19 protein-coding genes are annotated in these 18013 nt (G+C 71.9%); 8 read left to right on the plus strand and 11 right to left on the minus strand.

Features of this window, described 5'->3' with window-relative positions:
• Positions 1–138 precede the first annotated feature (138 nt).
• Positions 139–396, plus strand: a complete 258-nt coding sequence (locus ABZ297_RS04185) for a hypothetical protein (protein WP_355339093.1) — start codon at positions 139–141, stop codon at positions 394–396.
• 12 nt (positions 397–408) lie between these two features.
• On the opposite strand, the gene ABZ297_RS04190 is transcribed toward ABZ297_RS04185, so the two are convergent.
• Positions 409–2901 (minus strand): LuxR C-terminal-related transcriptional regulator, encoded by a 2493-nt coding sequence (locus ABZ297_RS04190; protein WP_355339096.1) that lies wholly within the window; start codon positions 2899–2901, stop codon positions 409–411.
• Positions 2902–3341: 440 nt separating this feature from the next.
• On the minus strand, positions 3342–3590 hold the full coding sequence (locus ABZ297_RS04195) for a cell division protein SepF (protein ID WP_350811752.1): 249 nt from the start codon (positions 3588–3590) through the stop codon (positions 3342–3344).
• A gap of 189 nt (positions 3591–3779) precedes the next feature.
• On the opposite strand from ABZ297_RS04195, the gene ABZ297_RS04200 reads away from it, so the two are divergent.
• Positions 3780–4199 (plus strand): CBS domain-containing protein, encoded by a 420-nt coding sequence (locus ABZ297_RS04200; protein WP_355339100.1) that lies wholly within the window; start codon positions 3780–3782, stop codon positions 4197–4199.
• 30 nt (positions 4200–4229) lie between these two features.
• Here the strand turns inward: ABZ297_RS04200 and ABZ297_RS04205 are convergent, their stop codons facing one another.
• The 3 genes from ABZ297_RS04205 to ABZ297_RS04215 all read right to left on the minus strand — a co-directional run bounded on the left by ABZ297_RS04205 (position 4230) and on the right by ABZ297_RS04215 (position 6588).
• Positions 4230–5336, minus strand: a complete 1107-nt coding sequence (locus tag ABZ297_RS04205; protein ID WP_355339103.1) for a YbdK family carboxylate-amine ligase — start codon at positions 5334–5336, stop codon at positions 4230–4232.
• 22 nt (positions 5337–5358) lie between these two features.
• Complete coding sequence (locus ABZ297_RS04210; protein WP_355339106.1) at positions 5359–5676, minus strand: STAS domain-containing protein; 318 nt, start codon at positions 5674–5676, stop codon at positions 5359–5361.
• A 117-nt stretch (positions 5677–5793) separates the two neighbouring features.
• Positions 5794–6588: a cupin domain-containing protein gene (locus tag ABZ297_RS04215; protein WP_355339109.1), complete on the minus strand. Its 795-nt coding sequence runs from the start codon at positions 6586–6588 to the stop codon at positions 5794–5796.
• A 152-nt stretch (positions 6589–6740) separates the two neighbouring features.
• Between ABZ297_RS04215 and ABZ297_RS04220 the strand changes: the two genes are divergently transcribed.
• From ABZ297_RS04220 to ABZ297_RS04240, 5 genes are all read left to right on the plus strand, one after another.
• The gene (locus ABZ297_RS04220) at positions 6741–6929 is read left to right on the plus strand and encodes a Beta-galactosidase C-terminal domain (protein ID WP_355339112.1); all 189 of its coding nucleotides are present in this window, start codon (positions 6741–6743) and stop codon (positions 6927–6929) included.
• The gene (locus ABZ297_RS04225) at positions 6929–8128 is read left to right on the plus strand and encodes an FAD-binding protein (RefSeq protein ID WP_355339115.1); all 1200 of its coding nucleotides are present in this window, start codon (positions 6929–6931) and stop codon (positions 8126–8128) included. The genes ABZ297_RS04220 and ABZ297_RS04225 overlap by 1 nt, the downstream gene beginning before the upstream one ends.
• A gap of 75 nt (positions 8129–8203) precedes the next feature.
• Complete coding sequence (locus tag ABZ297_RS04230) at positions 8204–8746, plus strand: carboxymuconolactone decarboxylase family protein (protein ID WP_355339118.1); 543 nt, start codon at positions 8204–8206, stop codon at positions 8744–8746.
• Positions 8747–8847: 101 nt separating this feature from the next.
• Positions 8848–9243: a hypothetical protein gene (locus ABZ297_RS04235; protein ID WP_355339121.1), complete on the plus strand. Its 396-nt coding sequence runs from the start codon at positions 8848–8850 to the stop codon at positions 9241–9243.
• Between the two features lie 72 nt (positions 9244–9315).
• Complete coding sequence (locus ABZ297_RS04240) at positions 9316–9942, plus strand: DUF305 domain-containing protein (protein WP_355339124.1); 627 nt, start codon at positions 9316–9318, stop codon at positions 9940–9942.
• 192 nt (positions 9943–10134) lie between these two features.
• Here ABZ297_RS04240 and ABZ297_RS04245 read toward each other — a convergent pair whose 3' ends face one another.
• Positions 10135–10731, minus strand: a complete 597-nt coding sequence (locus tag ABZ297_RS04245) for a TetR/AcrR family transcriptional regulator (protein ID WP_355339127.1) — start codon at positions 10729–10731, stop codon at positions 10135–10137.
• Between the two features lie 115 nt (positions 10732–10846).
• Between ABZ297_RS04245 and ABZ297_RS04250 the strand changes: the two genes are divergently transcribed.
• Positions 10847–12010: an FAD-dependent monooxygenase gene (locus ABZ297_RS04250; protein ID WP_355339130.1), complete on the plus strand. Its 1164-nt coding sequence runs from the start codon at positions 10847–10849 to the stop codon at positions 12008–12010.
• Here ABZ297_RS04250 and ABZ297_RS04255 read toward each other — a convergent pair.
• From ABZ297_RS04255 to ABZ297_RS04275, 5 genes are all read right to left on the minus strand, one after another.
• On the minus strand, positions 11967–13232 hold the full coding sequence (locus ABZ297_RS04255) for an MFS transporter (protein WP_355339133.1): 1266 nt from the start codon (positions 13230–13232) through the stop codon (positions 11967–11969). The genes ABZ297_RS04250 and ABZ297_RS04255 overlap by 44 nt on opposite strands.
• A gap of 88 nt (positions 13233–13320) precedes the next feature.
• On the minus strand, positions 13321–14415 hold the full coding sequence (locus ABZ297_RS04260; RefSeq protein WP_355339136.1) for a PLP-dependent cysteine synthase family protein: 1095 nt from the start codon (positions 14413–14415) through the stop codon (positions 13321–13323).
• 75 nt (positions 14416–14490) lie between these two features.
• Positions 14491–14865 carry a hypothetical protein gene (locus ABZ297_RS04265; RefSeq protein WP_355339139.1) on the minus strand — a complete coding sequence of 125 codons (375 nt, stop codon included), beginning with the start codon at positions 14863–14865 and terminating at the stop codon, positions 14491–14493.
• 49 nt (positions 14866–14914) lie between these two features.
• Complete coding sequence (locus ABZ297_RS04270; RefSeq protein ID WP_355339142.1) at positions 14915–16147, minus strand: alpha/beta fold hydrolase; 1233 nt, start codon at positions 16145–16147, stop codon at positions 14915–14917.
• A 25-nt stretch (positions 16148–16172) separates the two neighbouring features.
• Entirely contained in the window at positions 16173–17897 is a 1725-nt protein-coding gene (locus ABZ297_RS04275; protein ID WP_355339145.1) for a VanW family protein, read from the minus strand.
• Positions 17898–18013: the final 116 nt, after the last annotated feature.

Consider the following 18013-nt stretch of genomic DNA (forward strand, 5'->3'; position numbering starts at 1 on the left):
CGCGACCCCGCGGTTCTGGAGCTTCATCGTCCGGCCGCGCGAGCAGCGGGGGATCACCCGCGGCGGGCGAGTTTTCCCCGCCCGGATCCCCGTACTGTCGCCGGTGAGGGAGCCGGTGACTCGATCCAGGGAGGACAGATGACCTCAGCGCCAGGGCGCAGGTCGACGACCCACCCCCCGCAGTGCCACGGCTACGAGATCAGAATCCGGGGCCGCGTCAGCGCGTCGTTCCGGGACGCTTTCGGGGGGCTCGCCGTCACCGTGAACCCGGTCGAGACGGTCGTCTGGGGCGCGGATCTCGACCAAGCGGCCCTGTACAGCGTCCTGGAGCGGATTCAGGCCCTCGGCCTGGAGCTCGTCGAGGTGCGCCGGTTCCCGCGCGACCTGCCGCGTTGACCGGGAGGGGCCTCAGTCTCCGAGGAGCGACAGGTGCCGGGCCCGCCGCACGGCCTCGGTCCTGCGGGTCACTCCCAGTTTCTGGTAGATGCTCCTCAGGTGCGTCTTGATCGTGTTGACCGACAGGCACAGGTCGTCGGCGATCTCCTCGGTGCTCATCATCCGGGCGAGCAGTCGCAGCACGTCCAGCTCGCGCGCGCTGAGCCTCTCGACGGCGGCGACGATCTCCGTCCCGTCGGTGCCCGCCGGTCCGTCGCCGAGGTGCAGCGGGTCGAGGAGCCTGTGGAACGGGCGCGCCAGCTCCGGGTCGTGCCGCAGCACCGCGCGCAGCCACTCCCCGGACAGCGCGAACGGCAGCCGGATCTGCTCGCGCTCGGCGAGGCGCAGCGCCCGTCCGAGGGACCGGCGACCGTTCGACGCGCTCTTCTCGGCACCGGAGTAGCAGAGGAAGGCGTTGAACAGCCAGGCTTCTACGCGCACATCGACCGGCGCGTCCACCGACTCGGCCAGGGCGTGGCGGACCATGCCCGCGGCGGTGGCGGGCCGGCCGCGGCACAGCTCGGCGCGTGCCAGCGCCACCGCCGAGCCGGGTGTTCCGGTTCCTCCGGCCCGTTGGGCGGCGATCCGTGCGGCGTCCGCGGCGCCCCGCGCCAGGTGGGCTTCCGCGGCCACCAGCCTCAACCTGCGTTCGAGCCACGGCAACCGCGGCACGGCGGCACCGGTCGTGTCGAGCAGTTCCAGGGCCCGATCCGGACGGCCCCGCGCGATCTCCACGCGTGCGCCGACCAGCTGGTACACCATGGACATCAAGGTGTCAGGGCACTCCCGCAGTGCCTGCGCGGCCCTGTCCAGCTCGTCGCGGGCCGCCTTGAGCTCGTAGCGTTCGAGCCGCACCCAGGCGCCCGCCAGATGCGCCGCCGCGACCCGTCTCCCGGCGGGGGACGTCGACACCTCGGGGAGCTGCGCGGCCCGGCCAGTGAGCTCGGCGGCCGGCGCGAACCCGCCGAGCAGCGCCTCCACGAGCGCCAGATGCCCCAGGCAGGACCTGCGCTGGAAGTCGCCGCCCGCCTCCGTGGCCGCGGCGAGGGCCGCGTCGAAGAGCCGCGCGGCCTCCCGCAGCCGTCCATCGCGCAGGAGGGCAGCGGCACGCGAGGAGAGCAGCAGCGCGTGCAGCTCCGGATGGTCGTGCAGCAGCCGCTCCGGGAAGCCGAGCAGGAGCGCGGGCACCGCCCGGTCGCCGTTCCCTGCGCAGTCCGCGGAGCGGCACCGGGCCAGGCGGACGAGCGCGGCGCACAGTCGCGCGTGCGTCTGCTCGCCGGGGGTGTGCTCAAGGACCCGTTCGGCGTGCTGGAGCGCGGTCGCGGCTGCCCGGTCGTCGCCTCTGGCGAGGCTCGCGGCGGCGGCGACGATGGCCGGGTCCGGCTCGCGCGCGCCGAACACCACGTCGGACGGCAGGTCGCGGAGCAGGTCTGCCAGCGGGTCCGCCGGACGCAGGCCGAGCACCCGTCCGATCGCGAGCCGGTCGACGACCAGCCGGGACGCGTACCGCCAGTCCCCGCCACCCGCGGCCTGCCGCACCGCCTCGGTCAGGTGACCCGCGCGGGCGAACCAGGCCGCGGCCCGCCGGTTCAGCTCGGACGCCTCCGCGGGCGACTCGTGACGGAGGACGAGCCGGAACGCCTCGCGGATCATCGTGTGGTAGCGGTACCAGCCGTGCCCCAGCGGCACGACGAAGGCGTTCTGCCTGACCAGCGCGGTGAAGTGACGGCCGGCCTCGTCACCGGCCAGCTCCGCGGCCAGCTCGGCGTTGACGCGGTCGACGACGCCGGTCGACAGCAGAAGGCGCCGTAGCTCGGCCGGCTGGGCGTCGAGCACCTCCTCCACGAGGTAGCTGACGACCGCGTGGTCGTCGCCGGCGAACTCCTCGACGAACGCGTCGGGGTCGGGATGGGACTCCATCGACATCGCGGCGAGGCGCACCCCGGCCGCCCACCCTTCGGTCCGCTCGCTGAGGGCCCGCAGCGACGCCGGGCCGAGCCGGACGCCGTGCTGGGCCAGCACCGCGGCGATCTCGTGCTCGCTGAACGCCAGGTCACCGGCCCGGATCTCGGTGAGCTGACCGGCCAGCGCGTAACGGCGCAGCGGTATCGGGGGGTCGCTGCGGCCCGTGATGACGATGCGGAGCCCGGGCCCGGCGTGCTTCAGCAGGTAGGTGACGAAGTCGCCGAGCGCGGCGCCCGGTTCGGGGCGGAAGTCGTCCAGCACCAGGACCACGGGGGTGTCCAGCGCGGACAGGAGCGAGGTGAGGTCCGCCGGTCGCGCTTGCTCCGTGCCGGTCTCGACGCCGGCACGCGGCAGGCACGCCGCCAGACCGGCGCACAGCCCGTCCAGCGTGCTCGGCGTCCGGTCGCCGGACATCCAGACGATGGGGACGCACGGGCGCGTCTCGGTGACCGCCCACGAGTTGACCGTCACGGTCTTTCCCGAGCCCGGGGGGCCGGTCACCACGGTGAGGGGGCCACGGGAGCCCTTGCGGAGACGTCCGAGCAGCCGGGGGCGCAGGATGGCCCAGTCCGGCAGAGGCGGAACCGTACCGTTCGGCGCGGAACCGCGCCGGAACTGCTCACCCGGTTGGGCGACTCCGTGACCGAACACGCGTTCCGCAAGGCCGAGGGGCCTCCCGCGCGGACCTGTGCCCGGAGACGGGCGGCCGATCCGGCGGGTCGCCGCCGGAACCGTCCACGGCCCTGCTCCCCCCTAACGTGCTGTTCGACAGCCCGTGTCCCCTCCCCATTCCCGCAGGAGAACGGCGCTAATCGAACATTTGACACAAACGGCGTGCGCCGCGCGGATCGTCTCGGCACTCAACTCGCTGGACGCCCAAGTGGGGACGACTGAGGGCCTGCTGGGGATCTCCGTGACAGGTCGCGGCTGAGCGCCGTCGCCTACCGCACCTCGTCGGCGTCCGGTGACGGGGCGGACATCCCGGACGGCATCAGCAAGAACACCTTCGGCGACAGGCGGTCCATGTTCCCGCGCCTGCCGAACACCAGGCCTGCCGCGAAGTCCACGAACTGCTTGGCCTCACTGTCGGGCAGCTTGGTGAGGTCCATGACCACGGGGGTGCCCGTACGGAAGAAGTGCCCCACGTAGATCGCCTCGTTGTAGTTCTCGGGGCACAGGGTCTTGATCATGGCATCAGTCTCCACAGCCCTTGATGAACGTCAAGCCGTTATCAGCATCGTCCAGGGCCGGCGGGGGCGTCGCTGACAGGAGGTGGGGGCTCTGGCGGGTGGTGAGGGTGAGGACCTTCGGCCCTAGCTCGCCGTCCTGCCCGGGGGCAGCGTGGAAAGGGACGAGTTCGCTCGAAGGGGGAGATCATCGTGACCACCGCACGGGAAATCATGCACGCGGGAGTCGAGTGCATCGGTGAGCACCAGAGCCTCATGTTCGCCGCTCAGCGCATGCGCGAGCTGGACGTGGGCGCGCTGCCGATCTGCGGCGACGACGACCGGCTGCACGGCATCATCACCGACCGGGACATCGTGCTCAAGTGCGTCGCCGCCGGAGGCGATCCCGCGTTGATGACCGCGGCCGACCTGGCCCAGGGCAAGCCGGTCACCGTCGACGGGAGCGCGGACATCCAGCAGGTGCTCGTCGCGATGGAGGAGCACAAGATCCGCCGCCTGCCGGTCATAGAGAACCACCGGCTCGTCGGCCTGATCAGCGAGGCCGACCTGGCCAAGCATCTGCCCGAGGAGACGGTAGGCCACTTCGTGGAGATGATCTGCGCCAGCCCGTGATCCTCGAACCCGAAAAGGGGGAGCCGCTCGTCAGCGTGCTCGGGTGGCCTCGGCCAGCAGCCGGGTGAACTCCCGCAGCTCCGCCGCCTTGGACCACATGGCGCGCTGCCGCGCGGCGCCGGTGCCGTGCGCGTGCAGCCGGTCCAGCAGCTGGGCCACCGGCTCGGCGTCGGTGATGCGGTTCAGCAGGGCGTTCGTCAGGTCGCGCTGGCGCAGGGCGCATCCGGTGTGCGGGTCTTTGACCTCGCCGTCGAGGCCGTGGTGGGCGGCGGACGCGAGCCCGGCCGCGATCCTGCCGCAGTGTTCGACGGGCAGGCCCTTGCGCGCCTCGTCCAGCGCGGCGGCGACGAGCCCTCGGACGAGGGCGACGGCCAGCAGCGTGTCCTCGGAGGTGAGGCAGGCGTCCATGATCCGCACCTCCACCGTGGGGTAGCGGGGAGACAGGCGGGCGTGGAAGTAGATGCCGCGTTCGTCCAGGGCCCGGCCGCCGCGGATGAAGTTGTGCACGGCGGCGTCGTAGGCGCGGACGTCGCGCCAGGCGCGTGGCGGCACCGCCGACGGCCATTGGCGCCAGCGCCGGTAGCGCCAGCTCGACCACGAGGTGTCGCGGCCGTCCGCGATGGGGGAGTTGGCGGTGAGTGCCAGCAGGGTGGCCAGCCAGGGCCGGAGCCGGGCCAGCACCTGCACGCCGAGTTCACGCGAGGGGATGCCGATGTGCACGTGGCACGCGCACGTGCCGCACCCCGCCGCCTGGAGCGGGTAGCGCCGGGCCAGCTCGTCGTAGCGCGGGTCGTCGGTGAGCGCCGACAGGCCGGGCACGCTCAGCGGGACGACCCCGGACGCCACCAGGAGGTAGCCGAGCTGCGCCGTGGCGTCCGCGGCGATCTCGCGCAGCCGGGTGATGTCGCGGTAGACCTCGTCCAGAGTGGTGCAGATGCCGCTGGTGGTTTCCAGCTGGTAGCGCATGAACTCGTGTTTGATGCCGGGTTCACCACTGAGGAGGGTCAGTACTTGGGGGGCTACAGGGGCAACTTCGCCGGTGACCGCGTCCAGCAGGAGAAACTCCTCTTCTACTCCCAGAGTGAGCAGTTCACCGTGGGAGTGAGCCGACGCCTCGGCGAATGGCGAAGCGGACATCGGGTCACTTAATTCCGAGAAATCATCGCTGCACAATCATGGTGAAGGCCGAGTCGAGGTCGGTCATCTTCAGCAACCGGGTGACGGTGGGCGGGACATTGGCCAGGCACACCGTTCCGCACGACCGCTCGGCCAGGCAGCGGGCGCTGACCAGCGCAGACAGGCCGCGGGCGTCCATGAAGGTGACCTCGCCGAGGTCGAGGACGAGCGACGTGCCCGGCCTGGCGAGGGCCGACGTCAAACAGGCGCACAGCTCCGGCTCGCTGGCGATGTCGACCTCGCCGCGGACAGCGATCGTGACATCATGGCTCGCCGTTTTCGTGCGCAGACCAAAGTTCACTGCTGTCACTCCGATCGCAGCACAAGTCTCGCTTCAGCATGTACTGCGGCCTGAGTGAGCGGCAAGGAGGGATCGACACAAAAATCGTCAATTTCCAGTCAATTGCCATAAGCGTGATTATGTTGGGCGAATGCCTCCATCTGGTGACGATTCCCCCAGGTCGAGCGAAGAGTGCACCACGGGATGGGCGACGTCGTGCGTCCGCAGGCGGCCGCACATGCCCCAGCGGGCCTCGGCGCTATGCGGCGACTCCAGGAGCGCGCCACGCCGGAGGTGCTGCCCGTCGCCGCGCTCCAGCGCGTCGAGCACGGCCGCGGTGTGGCGGGTCTCCTGGGCGACCGTCTTCTCCCACGTCTGGCGCCAGCCCGCGACGGCGGGACGCACCAGCGAGACCGCGCTGTCGTAGAAGCGCTGGAGCGGGCCGAGATCGCCCTCGCCCGCACTCCTGGCGAGCCCCAGGAACCCCTCGACGGCCAGGTCACGCCGCCGGCGGGCCGCCGCGTCCAGCACGTCGTCGGACGCGCCGGCCGGCAGGAGTGCGGCCTCGCGGTAGCGCGCGGCGTCGCCGACGATCTCCGGAGGGAACGTCATGACCGCGTCGCCGGCCTCGGGCAGCCCGGCGTTCTGCATCACCACGACCACCTCCAGCCCGCCGCGGTTGATCGCGCGATGGATGGTGCCGGGGGTGAACCAGACCGTCGATCCGGCGGCCAGCTCCGTCTCGCGCAGGCCGTTCATGTCGAGGGTCTGCAGCGCCCCCCGGCCGCCGATGACGACGTACGCCTCGGTGGAGGCGGTGTGCATGTGCGGCGTGCCGCCCTGCAGCCCGTCGGAGCACGCGCCCGCGTAGACGGACAGCCGGGTGACGGAAGTGCCTCCTGGGAAGGCCGGGACCTCGTTCAGTTCGCGCATCACGTCGTGCTTCCCCTAACGATGAGAGAGGTGGCGAGTTCGATCCGGGTGCCGGTCGAGCCGCTGGGGTGGGTTGGCGCCGCCATCATGCGGCGACGACCGACGTGTTGCAACGCGACATGGTCCGCTCGTTTCGCGGTGATATTCCGGTCATGACCAACTTCATGCGGTCGGTCCGCGGCGACGGCCGGCACGACTACACGTTCCCGCTCAACCACAGCGCCGAGCTGAGCGCGACGGTGCCCGTCGCCGGCGAGGGCACGGACCTGCTCACCGGCAGGGCGGTCGCCGGAGAGATCGAGCTCGCGCCCCTCGTCGTGGTGATCCAGAGGGCGCGGTGATGGCGACGAACTGGGCCGGGAACGTCGAGTTCCTGGCCGGCGAGGTGCTGCGACCGACCACCCTGGACGAGCTGCGCGCCGTCGTGACCAGGAGCGACAAGATGCGGGTGCTCGGCAGCGGGCACTCCTTCAACCGGCTCGCCGACGCCGCGACGATGCTCTCGCTGGACGCGCTGCCGTCCGAGATGGAGATCGACGGCGCCGCGCGGACGGTCCGGGTCTCGGCGGCCACGCGCTACGCCGAGATCGGGCCGCGGTTGCACGCCGCCGGGTTCGCCCTGCACAACCTGGCCTCGCTGCCGCACATCTCGATCGCCGGAGCCGTCGCCACCGGGACGCACGGCTCCGGCACCACCAGCCTGGCCACCGCCGTGTCGGCCATCGAACTGGTCACCGCCGACGGCGACCTCGTCACCCTGCGCAGGGGCGACGACGGGTTCGACGGAGCGGTGGTGTCGCTGGGGGCGCTGGGCGCCGTCGTCAGCCTGATCCTCGACCTGGTGCCCGCCTTCGAGGTGCGGCAGCACGTGTACGAGCACCTCGCGCTGGACGGGCGGTTCGAGGACGTCATGTCCGCCGCCTACAGCGTGAGCCTGTTCACCGGCTGGCGCGCGGACACGATCGACCAGGTGTGGGTCAAGGCCACGGAACCTGTCGCGGAGGGGACTTGGTTCGGGGCGGAACCGGCGTCAGGGCCGCGTCACCCCGTGCCGGGCATGTCCGCGTCGAGCTGCACCGAGCAGGGAGGCGTGCCCGGGCCGTGGTACGAGCGGCTGCCGCACTTCCGGCCGGGGTTCGTCCCCAGCAACGGGGAGGAGCTGCAGTCGGAGTTCATGGTGCCCCGGGCGTCGGCGACGGAGGCGATCGGCGCGCTGGTCGAGGTCGGCGACCGGATCGCGGCCGTCCTGCAGGTGTGCGAGCTCCGCACCGTCGACGCCGACCGGCTCTGGCTGAGCCCGAGCTACGGCCAGGACTCCGCCGCCTTCCACTTCACCTGGCTGAAGGACACCGGCGCCGTGCTGCCCGTGATCCGGCTGGTCGAGGAGCGGCTGGCGCCGTACGGGGCCCGGCCGCACTGGGGGAAGCTCTTCACCAGGACGCCCGCGTACGAGCGGCTGGCCGGCTTCGCGGCCCTCACCCGCCGCTACGACCCGGCCGGCAAGTTCACCAACGACTTCCTCCACGCCCACCTGGCCTGAACCGGCGGCCTCGGCGTCGCTGCTCCACCTCATGCTGTAGGGGGGTAGGGTATGCGGGAAAGCAAGGGAGGACACATGCCGCGCCTGACCGCACTCGACCCCGCTGACGCGCCCGAGAAGTTCCGCGAACTGCTGAACGACATCATCGGCAGGAGCGGCGGCGTGGGCGAGATGGTCTCCACCATGGCCCACTCGCCCGCGCTGCTCCAGGGCTACCTCGACCTCTCGCGGGCCATGAAACGGATCAAACTGCCCCGCGCGCTCAGCGAGAAGATCTCGCTCGCCCTGCAGGAGTGGATCGGTTGCGGTCGCTGCCTTCAGGCGCACACCGAAGCGGGGCGCGCGGCAGGGCTCAGCGAGAGCGACATCGCCCTCGCCCGGCAGGGAACCTCCGCCGACGCGCGGGAAGCGGCGCTCATCGCCGTGGCCGTGCGCGTGCTCGCCGAGCCGTCCTCGATCACCGACGAGGACGTCGCGGGCCTCCGGGCGCACGGCTGGAGCGACCGGGTCATCGCCGAGCTCGTCGGTCTCGTCACGCTCAACCTGCTGACCGGCGCCTTCAACCTGCTGGCAGGGCTGCGAGCGGCCGACTCAACGACCTACGATGCCTCCTCATAGGATTCTTCGGGTACGGACACACGTCGTCGGGGGTTCTGAGGAGAATGGGCAGGTCCGATCGCACTCGTGAGCTGAGTGCCGGGCACTTCGTCCTACTCGTCATGCTCGTACTCGGCGTGTGCGGCATGCACACCCTCGGGCACGTCTCCTCGGCCCACTCGGCCGCCGCGGCGATGCACGAGCGTCCCTCAAACGCGGCCCTCGTGCCTGCGCAGCAGCCTCGCGCGGAGGCTCACGTCGTGAACCCGTGGCAGCCCGCCGCTGTCGGGGCGTCAGTGATCGCGCAAGCGTTCAACGATGAGATGCCCGGGTTCGACCCGACCTCGGTCTGCCTCGCCGTGCTGGTGCCGCTGCTGATCCTCGCGCTGATCGCGAGCGCGGCGCTGGTGCGGAGGGCGCCGGCGGGGGTGTCCGCCGCGATCGCGGGCCTGGCCAGGGTCGCCAGGCCGCCACCGACCTCCGTACGGCTGGCCCGCCTGTCGCTGCTGCGCATATAGGCCGCCGCCTCGCGGACCACGCGTCCGCGGACGGTGACCTGAAACGCGGCATCGAAAGAGAGACCAACCACGATGGGTACGACCCGACTCCGCAAGCTCGCGCTCGCCGGCCTCACCACGAGCGCGCTGGCACTCCTGACGGCCTGCGGAGGCAGCGCCGACTCCACGAGCGGGCGCGACATGTCCACCACCATGTCGAGTAGCGCCCCGGCCAGCTCCCAGCCGAGCAGCGCGCCGAGCAGTGCCACGTTCAACGACGCGGACGTGATGTTCGCGCAGATGATGATCCCGCATCACCAGCAGGCGGTCGAGATGGCCGACCTGGCCGCGACGCGGGCGTCCGACAAGGAGATCAAGGACCTCGCCGCGAAGATCAAGGCGGCACAGGACCCTGAGATCCAGACCATGCGAGGCTGGCTGAAGTCCTGGGGCAAGGAGGAGCCGTCCGGCGGGATGGGCCACGGCATGCCCGGGATCATGTCCGAGGAGGACATGAAGAAGCTCGAGGCGGCCAAGGGCGCCGCGTTCGACAAGCAGTTCGCCCAGCTGATGATCGCGCACCACAACGGCGCGATCGACATGGCCAGGACCGAGCAGGCGCAGGGCTCCGACGCCGAGGCCAAGGACCTGGCCAAGGCCATCGAGACGGGCCAGCAAGCCGAGGTCCAGCAGATGCAGGACCTGCTCAAGCGCCTCTGACACGCCACGCATGAGTTGGCCGAGCCGGCCGGTGCCCGGGGCGCCGACCGGCTCGGCCTGGTAAGCCCGAGGCGGTGGAAGCGCCCACACCGTCACCAGCGCGGGGCTGTCCGCTGCGAGCAGCTCTCCTCGCGGGTCCGCCCCGCGAGGTTCGGCGAGCCGCAGGCGGTCATCGCGGGGCGCGAGGGGCCGTCAGGGGCGGCTGACGCCGGCGATCAGGGTGACCGTTACCTGGTGCATGCGTTCGCGCAGGTCCGGAGCGTGTGGGCCGCGTGTCAGCAGGAGCTGGTGGGCCGCGCCGACGAGCGCCAGGGCGAGGGACGCGGTGTCGGCGCCCTCGGAGATCCGGCCCTGGGTGCGCTCGGCCTCCAGATAGGCGGCGAACAGGCGCTCGCCCGCGTCCATCGTCAGCGTGCCGTCGCCCACTGCCCGCCCGAGGCCCGCCACGATCGCCGGCCTGGCCAGGGCGAGCCCGGCCAGTGCGAGCACGTTGCCGGAGAACAGCGTCTCGACGGCGGACATCAGGTTGTCGACCACCGTGGACGTGCCCGCCCGGCCAGGCAGACCGGACAGGCTCGCCGTCACCTTGCGGGCCCGGTCGAGCAGCAGTTCGGCCAGGAACTCGTCGAGGTCGGGGAAGTGGTTGTAGAGCAGCCCGGTCGCGACCCCGGCCTCGCGGGTGATCGCCCGCCCGCTCAGCCCGGACGGCCCCTCGCGCAGCAGCACGCGCTCGGCCGCGTCGAAGAGCTGCTGCCGTACTTCGGGGATCGCGACGCCACGCGGAGACATGGTCACCCACCTTACCCGCCTTGCCAGAATGAACACACGCTCATACTGTATGAGCGAGTGCTCATTCTGAAGGCGTCTCCGCCTTCATGGCCTTCCGCAGAAAGGACTCACGAGCATGACCGCCAAACGAGTGATCATCGTCGGCGCGGGCATCGCGGGTTTGGCCGCGGCGCTACGCCTCCAGCGGATCGGCTGGACGCCGATCGTCGTCGAACGCGCCCCGGCGCGCAGGGAGGGCGGCTACGCGGTCGTCTTCTCCGGGCTCGGGCACGCCGCCGCGGAGCGCATGGGCGTCCTGCCCGCGATCAGCAAGCACGGCCTCGCCGCCTTCGACCTCGCCTACGTCACAGCCGACGGACGCCCCCGCTTCACCGTCCCGGCCGACACCGTGCGGCGGCTGCTCGGCGACCGCGGCCTCACCGTGCTGCGCGGCGACATCGAGGCCGCGCTGTACGAGGCCGTGGCCGGCACGGTGGAGATCCGCTTAGGCACCACGGTCACCGCCGTCGCGCAGGACGAAGGGGGAGTGGACGTCACGCTCGCCGACGGCACGACGGAGCGGGCCGACCTGCTCGTGGGCGCGGACGGCCTGCACTCCACGGTGCGCGAGCTCGTCTTCGGCCAGGAGAGCCGCTTCCGGGTCGACCTGAACCACGTGGTCGCCGCCTTCACCCTGGACCGCCTCCCCGCCGGGGCGCGGCAGCGCGCCTTCACCACGGTCACGGCCGTAGGGCGCACCTTCACCATCGCCGACCTCGGGGCAGGCCGTGCCGCCGCGTTCTTCACCTACAGCACCGCCGACCCCGACGCCGAGCTCGCCAAGGGCCCCAGGAAGGCCCTGGAACAGGCCTACCCCGGTCTCCGCTGGGCGGCGCCCGAGCTGATCGCCGCCATGCGGGAGGAGGCCGTCTACTTCGACAGCGTCAGCCAGATCGTCGCCGACCGATGGAGCGAGGGGCGCGTGGTGCTGCTCGGTGACTCCGCCTGGTGCGTCACCCTCTTCGCCGGTTACGGCACGTCGCTGGCCGTCGGCGGCGCCGACCTGCTCGGCACGGAGCTCGAACGCCACCCGGACGACCTGCCCGCCGCGCTGCGCGCGTGGGAGGCCGGGCTGCGCACGGAGGTGACCGAACGCCAGCTCAAGGGCCGCAGCAACACCGGCGTCCACGCCCCGCGCAACCGGCTCGAACTCATCCTGCGCGACCTGCCGCTACGCCTGGCCACCGTCCCGCCGGTCACCCGCTGGCTCGGCCACCACCTCGACTTCCACACCCGGTAGTACTCCCACGCCCGGTAGGAGCGGGCCGGGTGCGGTTCAACGCGAGGACGGCTGCCGCGCACGCCCAGCCCAGGCCCGCCAGCATCCACCACGGCAGGCCGGGCAGCCCGAGCGAGCGACCGGCGTCGAGGGCGGCGCCGGTGGCGAGGTTCCCCGCCGCGATGCCGATCCCCGACACGGTGTTGTAGAAGCCGTAGTAGGTGCCGACGAGCTCGTCGCCGCTGAAGCGGGCGATCGTGGCCATCTCGAACGGGTAGACGATCATCGTGCCCAGGGTCAGCAGGGCGGTGGTGACCAGCACGGCGGCCAGCGCACCCGCCGGCGAGAGCGGGACGGCCAGAGGCAGGAAAGCAGCTCCCATCAGCGCCAGTCCGCGCACCATGGCCTGCCCGGGGCTCCAGCGCTCCTTCACCCACGCGGTGACGCGCACCTGACCGAAGGCCGCCATCGCCCCTGACAGCGCGAACAGCAGCGCGACGCCGAGCTCTCCGCCGCTCGCCCGGCGCACCTCGATCGGCAGGCCGAGGTAGACCTGGAAGTTGAGGACGTAGGAGCCGATCATCGCCACGGAGAACAGCAGGAAAGGGCGGTCTGCCAGCACCTGCCGCCAGTCGCGGAGGATGCCGCCCGGCGCGCCCGCTCGTCCGCCGGGGCGTGCGGGCAGCGCCCGGGCCTGGGCGAGCGCCAGCACGGCGAACAGCCCGGCCGCGACGAGACAGGTGATCTGGAAGGCCGCGGCCTGCAACAGCAGGCCGATGAGCGGGCCGACGAGGATGCCGCTCTGGTAGAAGACGTTGAAGACGGCGAACGCCTCGATCTTGCGCTCCCCGGCCTCCTGCGCGAGGTAGGCGCGGGCCGCCGGGTTGAACAGCGCCCCGGCCAGCCCGGTCAGCACGGACGCGGCGATCAGCGCGGGCACCGCCTGGACCAGCCCGAGCAGGGCGAACCCCACCGTCCGCAGGAGCAGCCCGGCCAGGATCATCGGCTTGTAGCCGATCCTGTCGGCCAGGCTGCCACCGAGCAGGAACATGCCCTGCTGGCTGAGGTTCCGCACGCCGAGGACCAGCCCCGCCAGCCACGTAGCCAGGCCGAGGTCGCCGGTCAGGTACGTGGCCAGGTACGGCATCAGCATGTAGAAGCCGACGTTGATGGTGAGCTGGTTGACCAGGAGCAGCCGTACCGGCCGGTTGAACGACCGCACCTGCGCGAGCGTGCCCTTCACCGGCCCGCTCCCGCGACGCCGGCCCGCGCCGGTCGGCCCGCTCCCGCGACGGTGGCCCGCGTCGGTCGGTCTCTCCCGGTCGTGGCCGTCATCGGCCCGCTCCCGCCGGGGCGACGACCTTGGCGCAGCGGGTCCAGCGCAGCGCCTCGGCCTCTGCCGGATGGCCGATGACGTCGGGTTCCGGCGCCGGTTCGCGGCCGAGCAGACCGCGCTCGGCGCAGTAGACGTCGCTGAAGACCGTGTCGAAGTACCGCTGCGGGCCGTCGGGGAAGATCGCCGCGATGCCGGTGCCCGCGGGCTCGGTCCGGGCCAGCCAGGAGGCGACGAGCGCGACCGCGCCCACGCTCCAGCCGCCGGTCGCGTACCGTCGCGCGGCGAGGCGGCGGCAGGCCCACACCGCCTCGGCCGGGGCCACCCAGTGCACCTCGCTGAAGCTGTCGTAGGCGACGTTGCCCGGGTAGATGCTGCTGCCCAGCCCGCGCATCAGGCGCGACCGGGCGGGCTGGCCGAAGATCGTGGACCCGATCGTGTCCACCCCCACCAGGCGCACTCCTGGGCAGAGCCGTCTGAGTGTCCGGTAGACGCCCGCGCTGTGCCCGCCGGTGCCCACGCTGCAGACCAGGACGTCGACGTGGCCGAGCTGCCTGGCCAGCTCTCGGGCCAGCGGGTCGTAGGCGCTGACGTTGTCGGGGTTGTGGTACTGGTCGGGGCAGTACGCGTTCGGATGCTCCTGCCTGAGCCGGCGGACCCGTTCCCGCCGCGCCTCCTGCCAGCCCCCGTCGGGGTGCGGCCGCGTCACGGTCTCCACGCGGGCGCCGTACGCGCCGAGCAGGCGGTGCATCAGCGGCTCCATGCCCGGATCGCTGACCAGGATGACCGGATGCCGGTAGACGATCCCGGCCAGGGCGATCCCGAGGCCGAGCGTGCCGCTGGTGGACTCGATGATCGGCTCACCGGGACGCAGCTCACCGCGGCACCGGGCCTGGCGGATCATGTAGAGGCCGGGCCGGTCCTTGATGCCTCCGGGATTGCGGCCCTCGAGTTTGGCCCAGAAGCCGCGTTCGCTGTCACCCCACAGCTCCGGGATTCGCAACACGGGTGTGTTGCCGACAAGTCCGGCAAGGCCGGTGCGGTGGGTCGCGGCCCATACCCGGGCAGGCTGGCGCCGATGGCTGGTGTTCATGATGGTGGTCCTCGCACTGTCGACTGCGCATGGATGAGCGGCAGGCGCGGCCGGATCGGCACACGCCGGGCGCGACTACACCCGTGACACGCAGAGCGCGGCGAGCAGGGGCCCGCCCGAGAGAGAACCGGTTCGCGAAGGCGGCGCGCCGCCCTCGGTGCCTTCCGGAGCCGCCGAGGCTCGCCGGCCGCTGCCGGGCAGGCCCTGGAGCAGCTGCGACGGGGGCTGGGTGAAGGGCTTCTCGCACGACGTCGAGTGCTGGTGGCCGTGTGTCCCGTGATCAGCGGCGCCCTGCGCGGCGGAGTGCGCCTGCGGCACGGACGGGACGGAGTCGTGGGCGTGCGGCCCGAAGCCGCACAGCAGCAGGTGGAACGCGGCGATGACGGCGAGCACGCCCAGCCACAACCGCCCCCGCACACGACGCGGAGAGCGGGACGGGCGAGCGAGCACGACAGCACGCTATCTCACTGTCTGTGCGCCATGTGTCAGCGGTGGGTAATCAGACGATCGAATGATCGTGCGGCCGGCTCGCCACCTCCGTGGTCTCGATGACGACCTCCGAGGTGAGGGTGCGGTGCACGGGGCACTTGTCGGCGATCTCCATGAGGCGGCGGCGCTGGTCGTCTGTCAGCGGGCCGTCGAGGTGGATCTCCCGCGTGATGCGGTCGAGCAGCCCGACCTTGGTCTCGCAGTTGGCGCAGTCGCGGGCGTGGACCCTGCTGTGACGCAGCCTGACGGACACGTTCCGCAGCGGCCACTGCTTGCGCTCGGCGTACATGCGGATGGTCATCGAGGTGCAGGCGCCGAGGGCCGAGAGGAGGAGATCGTACGGGGTGGGTCCCTTGTCGGCGCCGCCGACGTCGACCGGTTCGTCCGCGGTCAGCCCGTGCCGGCCCGCGGTGATCCGCTGGGTGTAACGGCCGGTCTCGCGCACCTCCACGCTTCCGTCCTCCGTGACAGGGAGGGGTGGCGTGTCGAGGTAGCGGCTCGCCCAGGCCGCGATCATCCCGGCGGCGTACACCGACTGTCCGTCGTCGGTGAGCAGGTGGTCGGCGCCGTCCAAGGCGACGAACGACTTCGGATGGCGTGCCGCGTCGAAGATGCTCCTGGCGTTGTCGATGCCGACGACGGCGTCGGTCGGGGCGTGCATGACGAGCAGCGCCCGCCCGAGGGTGGCGATGCGTTCCTGCTGCGGCTGGAAGGCGATGTCGGCGAGGAAGGCGCGGGCGACCCGGAACGTCCGGCCGGCGAGGGTCACCTTCGCCTCCCCCGCCGTCTCGATCTCCTCGCGCGCGCTCGCCAGCAGCCCGGCCACGTGCGACGGGTCGGCGGGGGCGCCGATGGTGACGACCGCCCGCGACTCGGGGATCCGCTGGGCGGCGGCCAGGACCGCGGCGCCGCCGAACGAGTGCCCCACTAGGAGCGTCGGTGCGGCGAGGGTGTCGCGCAGGTAGCCGGCCGCGTGCACCAGGTCCTCGACGTTGGACGTGAAGTCGGTGTTGCCGAAGTCGCCGCCGGACTGGCCGAGCCCGGTGAAGTCGAAGCGGAGCACGGCGATGCCGAGCCTGGCCAGCTCGCGGGCGATGTGGGAGGCGGCATGGACGTCCTTGCCGCACGAGAAGCAGTGCGCGAAGAGCGCGACCGCCCTGGGCGGCCCGTCGGGCAGCTCCAGCCTGCCCGCCAGGGGAGCGCCTGTGGAACCGGGGAACGTCACTCGCTGACTGTCGTTCACGACGGAAGAGCCTACGTCGCCGACGTCATGTGCAGGTGAGGCGGGGTTCGGGGGCGTAGACGGTGTGGAACTGCTGCTTGCGGAGGACCTCGCCGTCCTGTTTGAAGATGCGCCAGACGTCGATGGTGAACCCTTCGGCGCCGCCCATCGGGATGCACTCCTTGCCGGTCTCGGTGATGGTTTCGATGGGTTTGACCTGGTAGCGGGGCGAGCTCTGCGACTCGATGTCGTAGCGCTTGGTGCTCCAGAAGTCGACGGTGACCGAGGTGTCCGTGTACGAGGTCTTGATCAGCACGCCGTAGGGGGAGTCGTTGCGCCAGCGGAAGTCCGGCTGCGGGTAGGACACCGTCGACTCCCGCCCGGCCGGGTACCGGGAGATGTAGTACTGGTGCGGCGTGTGCTGCACGTCCTGGAAGCCGCCGAAGAACACCGCGTTGAACATGGTGGTGGTGAACTGCGAGACGCCTCCGCCGACGTCGTCGACGAACCGGTTGTTGAGGATCATCGGTGCCTCGACGAAGCCGCGTTCCTTGTCGCGCTTGCCCACCACGCCGTTGAGCGAGAACGTCTCGCCGGGCTTGACCACGTAGCCGTCGACGAGGTCGGCGATGGTGTGGATGTTGGTCACCCTGGGGGCGCAGCAGGGGTAGTGGGTGGTGAACGAGCTGACCTTCTCCTTGACGCCGAGCTTGGTGGCCGCCTGGGTGGTCACGCGGGGCTGGGTCCGGGTCGTCGGCACGTCCACGCTGCGGGTTCCCGCCGCGACGGCGGCGGCGACCGCCTCGCCGAGGGCCTTGACGTCGATCCCGCGCCCCGCGCGGGCGGCGACGACCCGCGGCCTGCCGTTGACGATCTTGAAAGACGCGTCCTTCGGCCGCTGCCCGGCGTCGACCAGCGCCTTCTCCAGGGCGGACGCGACCTGCTTGGCGTCGTAGGACGGCCGCAGCCCGCCCTGGCCGTCGGCGGTGAAGCGGAGCCCGGCGGCGAGCTGGTCTCTGGACAGCACGGTCTTCCTGCCGCCGCTGGTCAGGGTCAGCGGCGAGGCGACCGCTGTCCGGGCCGTCGCGGCCACCCGCTGGACCTCGGCGGCGGAGACCGTGGGCGGTAGCGGACGCACCGTCAGGGCGACTTTCCCGCGCTTTCCCGCGAAGGCCTCGCGCACGGCTCTGGCCGCGCCGTCGCGGTCGAGGGCGCGGCCCGGCCTGGGCCGCACCGCCTCCGGTTCGAGCCCGCGGAAGCGGACGCCGCCCTCGCGCGGCTTGGTGTCGATGTCGCGGGCCAGGTCGGCGAGCCTGGCGGTGAGGCGCTGCTCGTCCACGGCGAGCTTCGGCTGGAGGTCGCGGCTGCCGAAGAGCGAGCGGACGATCCCGGCCGGGGTCGTGGCGCCGTCGAGTGCGGCATCGACGGTCGCCTTCGCGTCGAAGGCCAGCCCCAGCTCGGCGGGGTTCAGCCGGACCGTCCGGCCCGCCGCGACGAGCGCGAGCGGGGTGGCCGCCCGCTTGCCGAGGTCGCCTTCCAGCCGCGACCGGGCCTCGGACGGTGACAGGCCGCCGATGTCGGACCCGTCGACGCGGGTGCCCGGGGGAACGTCGCCGGCGAGGGCGACGGCGGGCACGGCGTACGCCGACCCGGCGACGACGAGGACGGCGGCGAGGAGGATGGCCGGCCGGGCCCGCCGGGAGCGTGGAGGGCGCCGGGAGCGTGAGGGACGCCCGGCGCTAGTGGTCGGTTGTTCGTGTGTGTGCGGCATCCAGCTCCGCCCCTGATCAGCGGTTATCCGCGCGCTCTGAGCGGCTGTCGTACGGGTAGAGCGTATCCGCCCGTCTGCATGCGGCGAACGGAAGTGGTGGTCAACTATGCGCGATA

Origin of the sequence: Nonomuraea sp. NPDC005983, from assembly GCF_040614375.1 — a bacterium.
GTDB lineage: Bacteria > Actinomycetota > Actinomycetes > Streptosporangiales > Streptosporangiaceae > Nonomuraea.

Bases quoted from the DNA above. Each gene is read 5' to 3' on its own strand.
- ABZ297_RS04185 (WP_355339093.1), top strand. From the start codon at position 139: ATGACCTCAGCGCCAGGGCGCAGGTCGACGACCCACCCCCCGCAGTGC.
- ABZ297_RS04195 (WP_350811752.1), bottom strand. From the start codon at position 3,590: ATGATCAAGACCCTGTGCCCCGAGAACTACAACGAGGCGATCTACGTG.
- ABZ297_RS04205 (WP_355339103.1), bottom strand. From the start codon at position 5,336: ATGTCCGCTTCGCCATTCGCCGAGGCGTCGGCTCACTCCCACGGTGAA.
- ABZ297_RS04215 (WP_355339109.1), bottom strand. From the start codon at position 6,588: ATGCGCGAACTGAACGAGGTCCCGGCCTTCCCAGGAGGCACTTCCGTC.
- ABZ297_RS04220 (WP_355339112.1), top strand. From the start codon at position 6,741: ATGACCAACTTCATGCGGTCGGTCCGCGGCGACGGCCGGCACGACTAC.
- ABZ297_RS04225 (WP_355339115.1), top strand. From the start codon at position 6,929: ATGGCGACGAACTGGGCCGGGAACGTCGAGTTCCTGGCCGGCGAGGTG.
- ABZ297_RS04230 (WP_355339118.1), top strand. From the start codon at position 8,204: ATGCCGCGCCTGACCGCACTCGACCCCGCTGACGCGCCCGAGAAGTTC.
- ABZ297_RS04235 (WP_355339121.1), top strand. From the start codon at position 8,848: ATGCTCGTACTCGGCGTGTGCGGCATGCACACCCTCGGGCACGTCTCC.
- ABZ297_RS04240 (WP_355339124.1), top strand. From the start codon at position 9,316: ATGGGTACGACCCGACTCCGCAAGCTCGCGCTCGCCGGCCTCACCACG.
- ABZ297_RS04245 (WP_355339127.1), bottom strand. From the start codon at position 10,731: ATGTCTCCGCGTGGCGTCGCGATCCCCGAAGTACGGCAGCAGCTCTTC.
- ABZ297_RS04250 (WP_355339130.1), top strand. From the start codon at position 10,847: ATGACCGCCAAACGAGTGATCATCGTCGGCGCGGGCATCGCGGGTTTG.
- ABZ297_RS04260 (WP_355339136.1), bottom strand. From the start codon at position 14,415: ATGAACACCAGCCATCGGCGCCAGCCTGCCCGGGTATGGGCCGCGACC.
- ABZ297_RS04275 (WP_355339145.1), bottom strand. From the start codon at position 17,897: ATGCCGCACACACACGAACAACCGACCACTAGCGCCGGGCGTCCCTCA.